Below are 15,447 nucleotides of genomic sequence, written 5' to 3' on the forward strand. Positions count from 1 at the left end.
CGTGAGCATCGCCGCCAAGCATTTCGATCCGCAGCTGGGTATCGACATCCACATGTATGCGGTGCCGCCGTGCCCGCTGCCGACGCCGCACATCGGCCTGGTGCTCGATCCGTTCGACTACATCCCGTTCATCGGTTCGACCATCAAGGTCAACGGCGTGCATCGCGGCACCGCCGGTACCGGCGGCCTGGACATCCACATCCCGCTCGGTGTGTGGGGGCCGCCGTTGGCGGCACCGATGGGGCCGCAGTTCGACGGCGAAGAGATCTTCATGGGCAGTCGTACCGTGTCGGCCGATGGCGAGCCGTTCTCGCGGCTGGCGATGCCGGTGCTGGACTGCAACCTGGCCGGCATGATCAACCCGTTCCGGGTGAAGAAGCCGAAGAAGCCACTTCGGGCGATGTCACTGCCGACCGGCCTGAACGTGGCCATTCCCACCAGCGTCAAGGTGGGAGGACCGCCGACGGTGTCGTGGACGGCGCTCGCGTTCCGCGCGGCGTTCGCAGGCCTGGGCAAGCTGCGCAAGAGTGCGTTCTTCCGCAAGAAGATGGATGCCTTTGCCAATTGGCGGCGGGGCAAGTGGGGAAACCTGCCCTCGGGTTTCCTGAAGTGCAAGGTGCTTCGCGCCGAGCCGGTGGATATCCGTGATGGCAGCGTGGTGGTCAACCACCAGGATTTCGATGTACCGGGCCGCTTGCCACTCACCTGGCAACGCAGCTACGGCTCGCGCCACGCGGGCGCGCCGGGTCTTTGCGGCGCGGGCTGGCAGACGCCGGCAGACATCCGCCTGGAGCTACTGGCCGACGGCAGCGTCTGGCTGTCCGGCCCCGACCAGGTCGCGTTCTTCCCCGAGCTGCCGCCCGCTGAGGGAGCGGCCGGGGCGATTCTCGATTTCGTCGATGGCGCGCGCCTGCTGAGGCGGCGCGGGCAGTGGCGGGTGCGCTTCAAGAACGGCCTGCAGTACGTGTTCGGTGGCGAGCTGCCTGCAGGTGTCAGCGCGTTGCCGGGCCCGCAGTCCTGGCCGATCGAGCGCATCGAGGATGCGCATGGCAACCACTGGCGCTTCGAGCGTCGCGACGGCCATCTGGTGCGCATCGTCGAGAGCGGTATCGGTGACCTGCAGGGCCGCTTCATCGAAGTGGAGGCGCGCCACGGCCACATTGAGCGCATGGCCCTGCACGACCCCGCCACCGGCCTGGCCCATCCGCTGGTGAGCTACCGGTACAGTGCCGAAGGTGACCTGCTGGCGGCAGTCGACGCACTGGGGGCACCACGCACGTTTGCCTATGAACGTCACCGCATGGTGCGGCATACCGACCGCGTGGGCCTGTCGTTCCACTATGCGTTCGATGCGCAGGGCAGGGTAGTGCATTCGTGGGGCGATGGCGGTCTCTACGATTATCACTTCGAGTACGACGCGCTGCTGCGCGAGACCCGGGTGACCGACTCGCTGGGTCACCTGAGCGTGGTCAAGTTCGACGAGAACCAGCTGCCGCTGTGCGAGATCGATCCGCTCGATGGCGTGACGCTGTTCGAGTACGACGATTTCGGGCGGACCGTGGCGGTGACCGACCCGGAGGGGCTGCGCACGGCGTTTGCCTATGATGCGCATGGCAACCTGGTCTGCCTGACCCGCGCCGATGGCACGTCGATCCAGATGGAGTACGACCTGGACGACCACATGGTGTCGTTGCGTACGCCGGATGGTGTCGACTGGCAGCAGGCCTACAATGGCCAGGGCCTGCTGGTCAGCCAGACCGATCCATTGGGTGCAACCACCCGCTTCGACTACGACGCACAGGGCCAGTTGCAGGCGCAGACCAACGCACGGCACGCGGTCACGCAACTGCGCTATGACCGTCATGGACTGGTGGCCGCGGTTATCGATGCGCTGGGCCATCAGAGCCGGTTTGAGCATGATCCACTCGGCAACCTGCTGCGCCAGGTCGACCCGCTGGGGCAGGTCAGCCGCTACGAGTACGACGCCAAGGGACGCCTACTGGCCACCGCTGGCCCCGACGGCAACGGTGTGCGTTGCGAGTATGATGCCGAAGATCAGCTGCTGCGCTATACCGACGAAGCTGGCGCGCAGACGCGGCTGCAGTACGTGGGCATCGGACAGATCAGCAAGCGCCTGCAGGCCGATGGTCACAGCGTGGAGTACCGCTACGACACCGAAGAGCAGCTCATCGCGGTCATCAACCAGCGCGGCGAAACCTATCAGCTGGTGCGCGACGCGCTGGGCCGCATCGTCGAGGAAGTGGACTACTGGGGGCAGTCGCGGCGCTATACCTATGACGCGGCCGGACGACTGACCGCTACCGTGGATCCGCTGGGCCAGCGCATCGCCTTCACCACCGACAAGCTCGGGCGCATCACCCGCAAGACGCTGCCGGATGTACGCCATCCTGGACAGCAGGTGCAGGAACACTTTGTCTACGACGTGCAGGGCCAGATTGTCGAGCTGCGCAATCCGGTGCGTACAGTGAAGCGCCGGTATGACCCGCTGGGGCAATTGCTGGAGGAACTGCAGGACGGGTTCCGCGTCGGCTATGCCTATGATGAAGTAGGCAACCGCGTACTGCGCGAGACCGCTGCCGGCAATCGGTTAGCGTTCGGCTACGACTTGCGCGACCAGACCGTATCGGTGGCCATCAATGACGAGCCGCCGATCTCGATGGAGCGCGACGCGCTGGGCCGCACCACGCGCGAGCAGCTGAGCCCGCAATTGCAACGCGAGTTCACCTACGACAGCCGCAACCTGCTGACCTCACAGTCGGTGTTGAAAGATGCCGCCCCGTTGTTCGAGACGCGTTACGACTACGACCGCAGTGGCAACCTGACCAAACGTAGCGACAGCGCACAGGGCGTCGATGAGTACCGCTACGACGCGATCGGGCGCCTGCTGCAGCACATCGACCCGAAGGGAAGGGTCGAGCGCTACTTCAACGATCCGGCCGGCGACCGGCTGCGCACCGAAGTGAAGCAGGTGCAGGCGCGCAAGGTGGTAGGCGGCGACGACGACGACCTGACCACCTGGACGCGCGAAGGCACCTATCAGGGCGTGCACTACGTGTTTGACCGGGCGGGTGATCTGGTGCGCAAGGGCGCACCGCAAGGGGATGCGCCGGATGACCTGACGCTGATCTGGGATGCCAACCATCGGTTGGCGGAGAGCCGCCGCAACGGGCAGTCAACGTACTACGGCTATGACCCGCTGGGGCGGCGGGTGTTCAAGCGCAACCCGACGCAGACGACGTGGTTCTTCTGGGATGGTGATGCGTTGCTGGGCGAAGTGCAGCAGGCCAATGACGCCGAAGAGGCGGCGCCGGTGTGGGTCGGGAATGTGGGCAGCCTGGTCGAGGTACGGCGTCGGCAGCGGCAGCTGGAGAGGCTGCATGAGCGGGTGCGGGAGTATGTGTACTACCCGGGTACGTTTGTGCCGTTGGCGTTGGTTGTAGAGCGCTCCAGCAGGGGCGTAAGCGCAACTAGCAGTGCTCCAACTCCCGCAGCGAGCGGCACAGATGCTCCGCTGCATCGTAATCGTGCTTCAATACCAGTGAGTTCCACAGTTGGGGCCGGTAAACGCGGTATCGGTTTGTTGGGCGGTGGAGCATCATTGGGCTCAAGTGGGTCAATCATTGCCGCCGAGGTGGTCGAGCGCGGTGAAAAGCCACCCGAGCCGCTTCACAGTGAAGCGGCATTCGCCGATCCCGTTTCAAGCCTCGTGGGCGAGCTGGGATCTTCAGGTGCCAAGGTCAAGGAAAACCAACCGGGAAAGGAGGTATGGGTCTATCAAGTTGATCCTAATGGACGGCCCATCCGGCTGCTTTGTCGCGACGGGAGGTGCGGCTGGTCAGGCTCGTATGATGGTTGGGGCAAGTTGCATGAGGAACGCTTCGATGACGGGGTTCACAACTTCATCAGATTCCAAGGGCAGTACGCGGACCTTGAAACCGGCCTCCACTACAATAGATATCGCTATTACGATCCGCACGCGGGTTCGTATGTTTCAGAGGATCCAATTTCTATTGCTGGTGGAGTAAACATATATGGATATGCAAGGAATCCGTTTCGCTGGTTTGATGCGCTGGGGCTCTATGTAACAAAAACACTTGCTGAGTGGTTGAAGGATTACCCGGATCTATTGCAGGAGGCTAGGGATAAATTCAAGAGCGCGCCTGAGTGGCAGGGCATCGATCCGGATAGTACGCCCGTGTTCTATCGGCCGAAATCGGAAGTGGACGTTATTCGCGCCAAACCTGGAGAATCCGGTGGCCATCATCCTCACGGCTTGGCGCTGGGTGGGCCAGAGGGGCAGGTACTAACGATTACGAATGAAACGAGAAAGATTAAGAATCCGAATCATAGTGCTGCAACTGGATTGCAGAGAAGAATAATAAATGTGATAAAGGCGCAGTGTAGGAGCTGATATGAATATTCTGTACTCGAATTTCCTGGATTTTCTTGTGGGAAACGGCTGGATTTTGGTTGGCAGGGGTGGTGGTGATGGATCGCCGCCTGTTGTCGATGATTCGATACATGCAGATGTTCCGGCCTTTTACTTGGAGTTTCTTTCGAATTTCACATCGCTCTCGAACAAGGATGAGTCACGGTGGTTCGTCTCAATCGAGGAGTTTGCGGGTGTCTCGGATGGCGCGTTCTCCTGGGATGAGTTTGAGAAAATGAGCATTGACGCTGCAATGACGGATGCTGATGGCGAGGATGTTCGAAAGTTCTGGGCAGAGTATTTGCCGATTTTTATGGCGGTCGACGGAGACTATCAATTCGTTGGGCTGGGCCGGAGCTCTGGTGCGGTTGTGCACGGCGTTGAGCCCGAGTTTGAAAGTGTTACCAGGCTTGCCGAGACATTCGACGAATTTCTCACTGCGGCGATGAATGGCCGGTACGACGAACTATTCTTTGGGCGCTAGTTGCCGGGTGCGCACCGGCAACATCCGCTGGCGCGCAGACGCGGCTGCAGTACGTGGGCATCGGCCAGATCGGAAAGCGCGTGCAGAAAGTTGTTCTGATGCATGGCAGACACGAAGCAGCATTCCCGACTCCGGGTGCTGAGCGGGTGTTCTTCAACGCCCCTTTCAACACTGAGAGGCTCGCCCGGATCGAGCAGGTTCACCTCTGGTCACCTCCCGGCGACAAGCTCGAAGCGCTTCCGGAGATCCTCAAGGAAATGCGGGGTCTCAAGAAGCTCAGCATCGGGCCGGGATCAATCGCACCGTCGATCATGGATGGACTCGAGGAAGGACTTCTGCCTGAGAGCATCGAGGCATTGAGCATCCATCTTGGCACGGGGACGTTGGCCTGGCCGGGCGTTGTGCTACCCAATCTGAGGACGCTGTATGTCGACGTGCCGGTGCGCTTCGACACATCAAGCTTCCCCGCGTTGAAAGTACTTTCGCTCTATCCAGACCGGTCATTGAAGAATCTCAGGCAGGCCCTGGCCCTGCCTCTGGAAGAACTGAACATTCTGAATGTCCCCGTGGATGGTGAGATCTTCAACATCCTGTCTGCATCGGCTGGTGGCCTAGAGCGCCTGGGACTGTTGGGTGGCACGAAGCTGAAAGGCCTCGATGGCATCGAGACACTTGCCGCGTTGACGTCGGTATGGCTGAAGAATCTGAGTTCGCTGACAGACATCCGTGCACTGGTGGGGCTCGAGCAGCTCAGGAAACTGGATATCCAGTACTGCAAGAAGATTGCCAACATCGAGGTCATCAATGATCTTTCCGCGCTTCGTGAGTTGACGCTCGTGGGTTGCGGAAAGGTGGGTCTGGAGAAAATACAGGCAAAGATCGAATCGCTTCAGAAGCGCACCATCGGAGCGACGACCTAGCCACATTGCATGTGCGGTGCCGGTCTGCTGAGCCAGGTGGATCGGTGCCGCTGTCCACCCTCCGGCGGGTTGTGCGAGGCGGTACCGGTGCCCAGGGACCGCGGAAGCCAGGTGTTCGAGGAAGTCGCTCGTCGCGGCGCCGATCCGTGCTCGCTGGAACAGCATGAGGTTCATGCGTGGCTGAAACTGCATTCTCCCGCGTTTATGGCTCGGGTTCGTTGGAGGTGAGTGCCCAGGTCCTTCGGGATTTCGGACTGGAGCCGTCGACGAGTGAGCTGATGTTGCGGCTGGGGCTTCCTTCAAGGCTGTCCGGCGATGTGCCTGTTGTTCAGTTCGAAGTGCCCCACGTGGTCGAGATCGATGGCACCGGACTTCTGGCTATCGCGCGGGAGCCATGGGGCGAGGATCTGCTGCTGTGCCTGTCGGCGGGTGGCGAGGTACTTGCCGTGGGCGATGGCGGACGTCAGATCGTGAATGGACGCCTGTCGAGCTTCCTCGGGTTTCTCGAAGCGTATGAGGCATTCCAGGCCCAGGCAAAGGTGGAAGATTCCGGTCCCGTTGTCTACTCCCAGGCGGAGATGCAGGCCCGGCTGGAGGCATTCAAGCGGGGTGAGATTCCCAAGCGCTCTGCAAAGCCGCGATTCGATCGCAGTGAGGCGATCAAGGCCATGGTGTCGGAGTGGAGGAGCCTTGATGCCGCGGCACTGACGGAAGGGTCATGGTGGTCAATTGTTCTGGAGCAGATCCAGGATGGCCTTATTTGAGGTGTCGGTCCTGTAAGGCGACATTGGGTTGTCGCAGCAGTGTCCGGACGACCACTGGGTGGCGTCCGGCAGCAATATCTTCCAGAGCCATCGCGGACGATCACCCGATCAACCCCGATCCGGCCCGCCAGGCGTTGAACAGTTCGTCCTCGCTCTGGAGACGTACCATGTCGCCCGTCCTTCGTCGTGTGCTGTGCCTGCTGGCGCTGCTGCTCTGCGCCTTCACCGCGGCCGCCCAGACCCACGGCCGTCCGGCCGTCCGGCCGGTTCGTGCGGTCCCGTTGCTGCAGGTCGCGGGCGCCGAGCAGCCCATCGTGCTGCGTCGGGCCTCCATCGAAGGGGAGGCCCAGGCGGGTATCGCCCAGACCCGCGTCACGTTGGAGTTCCACAACCCCAATCGCCGGGTCATGGAGGGCGAGCTGCAGTTCCCGCTGGCTGACGGCCAGCAGATCACCGGCTTCGCCCTGGATATCGATGGCCAGTTGCGCGAGGCGGTGCCCGTGCCCAAGGACCGGGGGCGTCAGGTGTTCGAGGACATCGCGCGTCGCGGCGTCGATCCGGGCCTGCTGGAGCAGACCGCCGGCAATCAGTTCCGCCTGCGTGTCTACCCGTTGCCCGCCGGCGGCAGCCGCCGTGTGCAGCTGGTGCTGCGCGAACCGCTGGCGTTTGCCGCCCACGGCTGGCAATGGACCTTGCCGTTGCAGTTCGCCGCCGGCGCGGCCTCGGTCGAGCTGACGCTGCAGGCGCCGGATGCGGCGACCACGAGCGCAGGGCCGTTCCGCTTCACTGAGGGGCAACTGCATTGGCAGGGCCGAGGCGCCCTGTTGCCGGCGCAGCTGCAGTGGACGCTCCCGGCATCACGTCAGGCACGGGTACAGGTCGCACCGTGGCAGGACGGTCACTATCTGCTGGCACAGCTGCCGGTGCCGGTCGATAACGCGCCGCGTACGCTGCCGACCGATATCGGCCTGCTGTGGGATGGCTCCGGCTCATCAGGCCGGCGTGACCGTTCGCGGGAGTTTGCACTGCTGGACCGTTACTTTGCTGTGCTGGGAAACGGCACGGTCGCGTTGACGGTCCTGCGTGACCGGGCCGAGCCGGTGCGTCGCTTCCGTATCCGCGGCGGTGACTGGTCGGCATTGCGGCAGGCGTTGCAGGCCGTCCGCCCGGATGGCGCCAGCGCGCTGGCGCAGTGGCAGCCGCAGGCAGCCGTGAAGGAGTACCTGCTGGTCAGCGACGGTCTGTTGACCTACGGCCCGCAGGTGTTGCCGACGCTCGCCGCCGACCAGCGCCTGTTCGCGGTCAGCAGTGCGGGCGCACATACCGATGTCGTTCGGCTGCGGGGTTGGAGCGAATCACATGGCGGTCGCTTCGTCGCCCTGGGAACGGATGTCGATTCCGCTGCACGTGAACTGCTGTCTTCGCCGCTGGACGTGCAGGTCGATGCGGGCCGCGGTGTACAGGACGTGGTGATCGATCGTCGCAGTGAAGCGCAGGGCTGGCTGTGGCTGCACTCGCGGCTGGCGGCGGACGGCGTGCCGATGCGGGTCCGCGTCGGCGGCCAATGGCTGGCGCTGCCCGCGACACAGACGAGCGGCAATGGAGAACTGCTGGCCGGCCTGTGGGCGCAGGCGCGGCTGCAGCAGCTGGCCGCCGACCGTCGCGGCAACCGTGAGGCGATGCAGCGCCTGTCGCAGCAGTTCGGCCTGGTCGGTCCGGATACCTCGTTGATCGTGCTGGAGACGCTGGACGATTACCTGCGCTACGCGATCCGGCCTGCCGGCGCGCTGCGGACCGAGTACGACGCCCGCTTTGCACGCGTGGTCGCTGACCGCAGCGCCGCCGAGCGCCGTCGCCTGGACGACATCGCCGCACAGTGGCAGGAGCGCCGGGAGTGGTGGCGCCGCAGCTGGCCGAAAGACACGCCGCCGCAGTTGCAGGGAAAGGCGTTGGACAGGGTTGCCGTCTCTGCGTCGGCCGCCGCGCCGGCAGCGATGCTCGCGGCCGCACCTCCCGCGCCCGCACCGATGCTTGCGGCCGCGGAACGCGACGTCCAGGTGTCGCGTGCACGCGCCCGTCGCTCGGCACCTGCACAGGAAGCCGCACGCGATGCGAGCACAGGGAGCGGCGCTGCCGCAGCGGCAGGGGCGGCAGCGAACAGCGGTGCGCTCGGCATCCAGCTGGCCGCATGGCAGCCAGATTCGGCCATTGCCCGGCGCCTGCGCCAGGGGCCGTCCTCGCAGCTGTACGACCGCTACCTGGCCGAGCGCGCCGCGCATGCCGACAGCAGTGCGTTCTTTCTCGACGTGGCCGATCTGTTGCTGGAGCAGGGGCAGCGGGACCTGGCCCTGCGCGTGCTGTCCAACCTGGCCGAGATGGACCTGGACAACCGCCATCTGCTGCGCGTGCTCGGCTACCGCCTGATGCAGGCCGACGCACCGATGCTGGCGGTGCCGGTGTTCGAGCAGGTGTTGGCGATGGGCGAGGAGGAGCCGCAGAGCTTCCGTGATCTCGGCCTGGCCCTGGCGGCGGCGGGCCGGCCACAGCAGGCGCTGGCGCCGCTGTACCAGGTGGTGACGCGGCCCTGGGACAGCCGGTTCAACGGCATTGCACTGATCGCGCTGGACGAGCTGACCCAGCTGGTTGCACGCAGCACGCCAGGGCTTGATACCTCGGCCATCGACCCGCGCCTGCTGCAGCCGATGCCGCTGGACCTGCGGGTAGTGCTGTCGTGGGATGCGGACAACAGCGACATGGACCTGTGGGTGATCGACCCGAACGGCGAGCGGGCGTACTACGGCAATCGTCTGACCTACCAGGGGGGACAGATGTCACAGGACTTCACCGGAGGCTATGGACCCGAGCAGTTCTCGCTGCGCGATGCCAAGCCGGGCAGGTACAAGGTGGAGGCCAATTATTTCGGCAGTCGCCAGCAGCTGGTGACCGGTGCCACGACCCTGATGCTGCGCCTGACCACCCATTGGGGCACGGCAAGGCAGAAGGATCAGAGCGTCACCCTGCGGTTGAAGGATCGTGCCGAAACGGTGCTGGTGGGCGAGTTCGAGGTCAGATAGCGCCGAGCTCAGTTCGGGCAGGCTTGAGTCGGAGCCGGGCACGCCCCGGCTCCACGCGATGGTGTCACGGTGCCGTCGCCGCGCCTGCCACCGAAGGCGATGGCCGATGGACGCGCAGGCCGAACAGGGGGCGCAGCCAGCGGACGCGACGGATCAGCAGCTCGTGGATCAGCAGGCAGCCGGCGACGGTGCCGGCAACCAGCAGAGCCGGTTCCAGCCAGGGGCCGAGCTGAAGGGGCCGCAGCCAGTAGAGCAGGACGATCAGCACGGTCTGGTGCAGGATGTACCAGCTGAAGACCGCCTCTCGGCAGTAGTCGAGGCCACGCCACGGCTGGTCGAGCAGCACGCGGGCCCAGCCGAACATCGCCAGCAGTGCGCACCAGGTGTACAGGGCCCGGCCGACGCGCTCGGTCTGCGCCCATGGCAGCGACAGCACCCATGGATCGAGCTGGTCAAGGTCGGGCATCCGGCCCAGGGCGCGGATGCCGAGTTCGACCAGGAGCCCGATCACGGCCAGCGCCAACGTCAGGCGCCGGCCGCGCACGAGCAGGTCCCAGCCGCGTTGCCAGCGTGCGGCCCAGAAACCGGCCAGGAACAGGGGCAGGGATTCGGCATGCACGTAGAGGTCGTTCAGCAGCGCATGGGTGGGCGGCCACGCAGGCATCACCACCAGCAGGGCCCAGGCCAGCCAGAGCACCGGCAGCACCAGGCCGATGATCGCGATCAGGCGGTCATCGGGCCGCCATGACGGCAGCCGCGCCCACAGGGCCTGCATCGGACCGGCCAGCGCGATGGCCAGCAGGGTGTAGGGCACCAGGTACGCCAGATACCACAGGTGATTCCAGGTGAACCCGTAGGCTGCGCCGTCGAAATGTGCGCCTGGCCACGGCCGGAACTGCCAGTAACGCCAGAGGAAGGCGCCGAGCCCTGGCGTCACATCGCCCTTGTCCACCGCTTCGCAGTAGGCCTGCAGCGAGACGACCGCGACGATGCCGAACAACAGGGGCAGCAGCAGGCGTCCGCTGCGTTTCAGTGCGAACCGGTGGCGTCCGTGCCGCGGCAACGAGAGACCCAGGGCGATACCCGAGATCACGAACAGCAGTGGCATGCGCCAGCGGTTCAGAGCGATCATCGGCCACTGCAGCCACTCGGCTGTGTAGGCGCTCTTGAGATGGAAGCCCCAGCCATCCACGTAGGCCATGGCCGCGTGGTAAAGGATGAGCAGGGCGAAGGCGAGCACGCGGAGCGTGTCGATGTCATGGCGTCGGGTCATGGCCGCAACCGGCAGGAAGGTGACGCCAGACTGCGTCCGCAAAGGTGGCGGCGTAAGCGGCAGGGGGCCACCGGTGCCGCGGTAGTGACCAATGGCGGGCGTGCCGGGATCAACGGGGAGGCTACGCTCGCTCCCTTGATGCACGCTGAGGGACCGCGACGAGATGGATGCAGCAATGGCTCAGGGCAGACTGCCGCGCTGGCGAACGTCAAGTCGTCTGCTGGTGTGGGCCGCGATCCTGTCGGCGACCGCAGTGACGAACGCGCTGGTGGAAGTGATGGATTCCGGGCGCCACGGCACCGCCCTGGCCCTGTGGGAGCCCCTGGTCTGGGAGTTCAGCAGCGCCGGAGCGGTGCTGCTGACCCTGCCGCTGCTGTGGTGGGGGTGCCAGCGCTGGCCGTTGCATGCCGACACCTGGAAGCGCCTGCTGCCGCTGTACCTGCTGGCCAGCGTGGGGTGGTCGCTGCTGCACGTGGTGGGGATGATGGTGATCCGCCACCTCGCGTACGCCGCACTTGGCCATCACTACCAGGACGATGACGGCTGGTTGCAGCGCTTTGCCTACGAGTACCTGAAGGATGTCCGCACGTTCGCGTTGTTCGTGGCCCTGGAGCACCTTGCTGGCTGGTTCGGCCGCCGCCGCCAGGGTGAGGCATCCCTGCTGGCCGCGCCGGATGTCGGCCCGCCGGTCGAGCCGGTCGAGCGCCCGCAGCACTTCCTGGTGCGCAAGCTGGGCAAGGAGTTCCTGGTCGCCACCGAGGATGTCGAGTACGCCCAGGCTGCTGGGAACTACGTGAATCTGCGGGTCCGCGGCCATGACTATCCGCTGCGGATCACCATGGCGGTGCTGGAACTGCGGCTGGATCCGCTGGTGTTCCTGCGGCCGCATCGCAGCTGGCTGATCAACCGTGGGCAGCTGCGCTCCATCGAGCCGCTGGATGGCGGCGAGGCCCTGCTGCACATGGCCGATGGGGCGAAGATTCCCTGCAGCAGGCGCCAGCTGCCGCTGCTGCGGCAGGCGCTGGCGGGAGGATAGGGGCGGGCGGACCTGCGGACCGCCCGGCCCCTTCGTGCTTACTTCCTGTCTTTCTTGATCATCGCGTCGATGCGCGCGGCGCGGGCTTCCGAGCCGGGGTGCGACGACATCAGGCCGCCTTCGCTGGACAGCTTGCGGAACATGCTGGCCAGGGCCGCCGGATCATAGTTGTGGCGCTTCATGAACTGGTAGCCGTACTCGTCCGCCGCGCTCTCTTCCTTCTGCGAGAACTGCGCGTTGACGAAACCCTCGGCGAGGTCGCCGAGCTGGCCCTGGCTGAGCTGGGTCAGGTTGCCGTTGCCCGACGCTGCCAGGCCTTCGCGGCCGGCCGATGCGAGCAGCGCGGTGCGCATCTTGGTCTTGCTGTGGCCCAGCTTCACGTGGCCGATTTCGTGGCCGATCACGCCACGCACTTCGTCATCACTGGCCATGTCCATCAGGCCGGTGTAGACGCGGACGCAGCCGTTAGCCATCGCCCAGGCGTTGACATCGGCGGTCCGGTAGACCTTGAAGTTCAGGTTCAGGCCGTCCTCGTTGGCGAGCCCCTGGGTGATCTTGGCCAGGCGCTGGGCATAGGGATCGTTGGCGGGTGCCAGCTGGTTCTCCTTGTCCATGTAGGTGCAGGCCTGGTCGGCGGCCGCCGAGACCTCTGCGTCGGACAGGGTCAGCGCCTTGCCGGCCTTCAGGCCGGTGCTGGTCAGGCCCTTCAGGTCGATGGCCGAGGCATTGGCGGCCAGCAGGCAGGCGGCCAGGCACAGGGTGGAACGCATGATCTTCATTGAAATGGTGCTCCTTGGGTTGGGATGGGCCGCGCGTCCCCCTGTTGCCGCGGCGGCCGGGAAGTCTACCGGCTTCAGCCCGGCCCTTGTCCAGCCGCCGGCGGGGCCGCTGGGGGTGCCTCGCCGCCCGCCGGGCGCCTGCGTTATCATTGACAGTCATTTTTTGAACGCACGACCGCCGACATGATCGAACTGAATCCTGTCCGCCAGCGCATCACCGATCTGACCGATCGCGTGCTGTCGCTTCGGGGGTATCTTTGACTACGACGCCAAGAAAGAGCGTCTTGAAGAAGTAACGCGGGAGCTTGAAAACCCCGACGTCTGGAACAACGCCGAGTACGCCCAGAACCTGGGGCGCGAGCGCTCCAGCCTGGAAAAGACCGTGGGCGGCATCGCCTCGGTGCTCGATGGCCTGAAGGATGCGACCGAGCTGCTGGAGCTGGCCGAGTCCGAGCAGGACGAGGACACCGCGCTGGCCGTGGTTGCCGATCTGGACAAGCACCAGTCGCACGTCGAGAAGCTGGAGTTCCAGCGCATGTTCTCCGGCGAGATGGACAATGCCGCTGCGTTCGTCGACATCCAGGCCGGTGCCGGTGGTACCGAAGCCCAGGACTGGGCCGAGATCCTGCTGCGCATGTACCTGCGCTGGTGCGAATCGCGTGGCTGGAAGACCGAGCTGATGGAAGTGTCCGGCGGTGATGTGGCGGGCATCAAGTCGGCCACACTGCGCGTGGAAGGCGACTATGCCTATGGCTGGCTGAAGACCGAGACCGGCGTGCACCGCCTGGTGCGCAAGTCGCCGTTCGACTCGGACAACCGTCGCCACACCAGCTTCACCTCGGTGTTCGTGTCGCCGGAGATCGACGACAACATCGACATCACCATCAACCCGGCCGATCTGCGCACCGACGTCTACCGTTCGTCCGGCGCCGGTGGTCAGCACGTCAACAAGACCGAGTCGGCGGTGCGCATCACCCACATTCCGACCAACATCGTGGTGGCGTGCCAGACCGGCCGCAGCCAGCACCAGAACCGCGACAACGCGATGAAAATGCTGGCCGCAAAGCTCTACGAGCTCGAGATCCAGAAGCGCAACGCGGAGAAGGATGCCGTGGAAGCGACCAAGTCCGACATCGGCTGGGGCAGCCAGATCCGCAATTACGTGCTCGATCAGAGCCGCATCAAGGACCTGCGCACGGGCATCGAGCGTTCCGATACGCAGAAGGTGCTCGATGGTGACCTGGATGAGTTCGTCGAGGCCAGCCTGAAGGCCGGCCTGGCGGTGGGGTCAAAGCGCGTCGATGCCTGATGCGCATGCCTGCGCCGATATCATCGCCTTCCGCAACGGAGGGCGATGATGCGCAGCGAGAGTGAACGCAGGGAGCTCGGTGGTTTCCTCAAGGCCTGCCGCGCCCGTGTCGACCCGGCCACGCTGGGCCTGCCGGCCGGGCGCCGGCGTACCCCCGGCCTGAAGCGCGAGGAAGTGGCGCTGGCGGTGGGGGTCAGTGTCAGCTGGTACACCTGGATCGAGCAGGGACGTGAAGTGCGTGCGTCGCCGGAAGTGCTCGAGCGCCTGGCCCGGGTGTTGCGGATGAGCGATGACGAGCGCGCATATGCGTTCGCGCTGTCCGGCTATGGCGTTCCGCTGGAGTCGCCAGATGAAAGCGTGACCGATGGCCTGCGCCAGCTGGTGGACGCGATGCAGCCGATTCCGGCCTACGTACGCAACACCCGTTTCGACATCCTGGCCTGGAATCAGGCCATTGCCGAGCTGTTCGTCGACTACAGCCAGCTGGCGCCGCATGAACGCAATACGCTGCGGCTGATGTTCCTGTATCCGCCCTATCGCACGTTGATCCTCAACTGGGAGGAGATGGCCCGGGGCCTGCTGGCCGGCTTCCGCGCGGCGATGGCGCAGGCGCAGGACAAGGCGCCTTTCCTGGCGCTGGCCGAGGACATCGCTGCCCACAGCGATACGTTCCGGCAGTGGTGGCCGGAGCATGATGTGCGCCGCTTCGACGAGGGGGCGAAGAAGCTGAACCACCCCACGCGCGGGTTGCTGGACCTGCAGTACGTGGCGCTGGTGCCGGAGAGCCGGCACGACCTGTCGTTGGTCACCTACCTGCCGCGAAAGTAGGTGGGTCGGCAGGGCTGCGCCCTGCACCCGCAGAGGCTTCAAGCCACGGCAACAGCAACAGCAACAGCAACAGCGTGCATTCCGTGGGATGGCGGGGCGGTGCGGGTTGTCAGGACACGCCGTAAACCCATCCCTGGGGGCTCGATGGCGCCATCCATGGCGCCAACGGTCCTGACAACCCACACCGCCCCACCTCTGACAGATCTCGCGCTGTTGTTGGTGGGTGGGTGTCGACCTTGGTCGACACATCTGTCAGATATCGGATGAATTCCGGGGTCAGATCCGTTTTCCGGCGGAAAACGGATCTGACCCCGAGAGTACTTCCAACAGATCGCGGGAAACTGTGTCCGCGGCATGGATGCGGCTGCCAAGCCCCCATGGCGGGGTTCACGGCGTCTCCCGCCATCGGCCCCACCCCCGCCATCCCGCAGGAATCCAGCTTCTGCTGTTGCTGGGCTGTGGCGTAGGGGGCAGGGCGCAGCCCTGCCAGCAACCCCATTCAGGCAGGTAAGTGCAGGTCACAGGATAAG

The 15,447-nt window shown here is 65.0% G+C and carries 10 protein-coding genes; 8 read left to right on the top strand and 2 right to left on the bottom strand.

What is annotated here, in order from left to right; genetic code table 11:
* The first annotated feature begins 1 nt into the window (after window position 1).
* The 5 genes from ACVOKU_RS02675 to ACVOKU_RS02695 all read left to right on the top strand — a co-directional run bounded on the left by ACVOKU_RS02675 (window position 2) and on the right by ACVOKU_RS02695 (window position 9,692).
* The gene (locus ACVOKU_RS02675; RefSeq protein ID WP_481558993.1) at window positions 2-4,432 is read left to right on the top strand and encodes an RHS repeat-associated core domain-containing protein; all 4,431 of its coding nucleotides are present in this window, start codon (window positions 2-4) and stop codon (window positions 4,430-4,432) included.
* 1 nt (window position 4,433) lies between these two features.
* A complete protein-coding gene (locus ACVOKU_RS02680) occupies window positions 4,434-4,934 on the top strand; it encodes an SMI1/KNR4 family protein (RefSeq protein WP_481558994.1) in 501 nt (166 codons plus the stop codon).
* A gap of 53 nt (window positions 4,935-4,987) precedes the next feature.
* The gene (locus tag ACVOKU_RS02685) at window positions 4,988-5,854 is read left to right on the top strand and encodes a hypothetical protein (RefSeq protein ID WP_481558995.1); all 867 of its coding nucleotides are present in this window, start codon (window positions 4,988-4,990) and stop codon (window positions 5,852-5,854) included.
* 176 nt (window positions 5,855-6,030) lie between these two features.
* Window positions 6,031-6,618, top strand: coding sequence for an SUKH-4 family immunity protein (locus ACVOKU_RS02690; protein WP_481558996.1), 588 nt, complete (start codon window positions 6,031-6,033; stop codon window positions 6,616-6,618).
* Window positions 6,619-6,785: 167 nt separating this feature from the next.
* A complete protein-coding gene (locus ACVOKU_RS02695) occupies window positions 6,786-9,692 on the top strand; it encodes a VIT domain-containing protein (RefSeq protein ID WP_481558997.1) in 2,907 nt (968 codons plus the stop codon).
* Window positions 9,693-9,756: 64 nt separating this feature from the next.
* Here ACVOKU_RS02695 and ACVOKU_RS02700 read toward each other — a convergent pair whose 3' ends face one another.
* Window positions 9,757-10,965 (bottom strand): acyltransferase family protein, encoded by a 1,209-nt coding sequence (locus ACVOKU_RS02700; protein ID WP_481558998.1) that lies wholly within the window; start codon window positions 10,963-10,965, stop codon window positions 9,757-9,759.
* 175 nt (window positions 10,966-11,140) lie between these two features.
* Here ACVOKU_RS02700 and ACVOKU_RS02705 point away from each other — a divergent pair, with 175 nt between their 5' ends.
* Window positions 11,141-12,001: a LytTR family DNA-binding domain-containing protein gene (locus ACVOKU_RS02705; protein WP_481558999.1), complete on the top strand. Its 861-nt coding sequence runs from the start codon at window positions 11,141-11,143 to the stop codon at window positions 11,999-12,001.
* A 38-nt stretch (window positions 12,002-12,039) separates the two neighbouring features.
* Here ACVOKU_RS02705 and ACVOKU_RS02710 read toward each other — a convergent pair whose 3' ends face one another.
* Window positions 12,040-12,780, bottom strand: a complete 741-nt coding sequence (locus ACVOKU_RS02710) for a M48 family metallopeptidase (RefSeq protein WP_128988730.1) — start codon at window positions 12,778-12,780, stop codon at window positions 12,040-12,042.
* Between the two features lie 183 nt (window positions 12,781-12,963).
* On the opposite strand from ACVOKU_RS02710, the gene prfB reads away from it, so the two are divergent.
* Both prfB and ACVOKU_RS02720 read left to right on the top strand, forming a co-directional pair.
* A protein-coding gene (gene prfB / locus ACVOKU_RS02715) for a peptide chain release factor 2 (protein ID WP_111186457.1) occupies window positions 12,964-14,089 on the top strand; the annotation gives its coding sequence in 2 pieces (ribosomal slippage) (window positions 12,964-13,038 and window positions 13,040-14,089; 1,125 coding nt in all).
* 45 nt (window positions 14,090-14,134) lie between these two features.
* Window positions 14,135-14,917 (top strand): helix-turn-helix transcriptional regulator, encoded by a 783-nt coding sequence (locus tag ACVOKU_RS02720; RefSeq protein WP_481559000.1) that lies wholly within the window; start codon window positions 14,135-14,137, stop codon window positions 14,915-14,917.
* Window positions 14,918-15,447 lie beyond the last annotated feature (530 nt).

The organism is Stenotrophomonas sp. STEN147 (assembly GCF_056757995.1).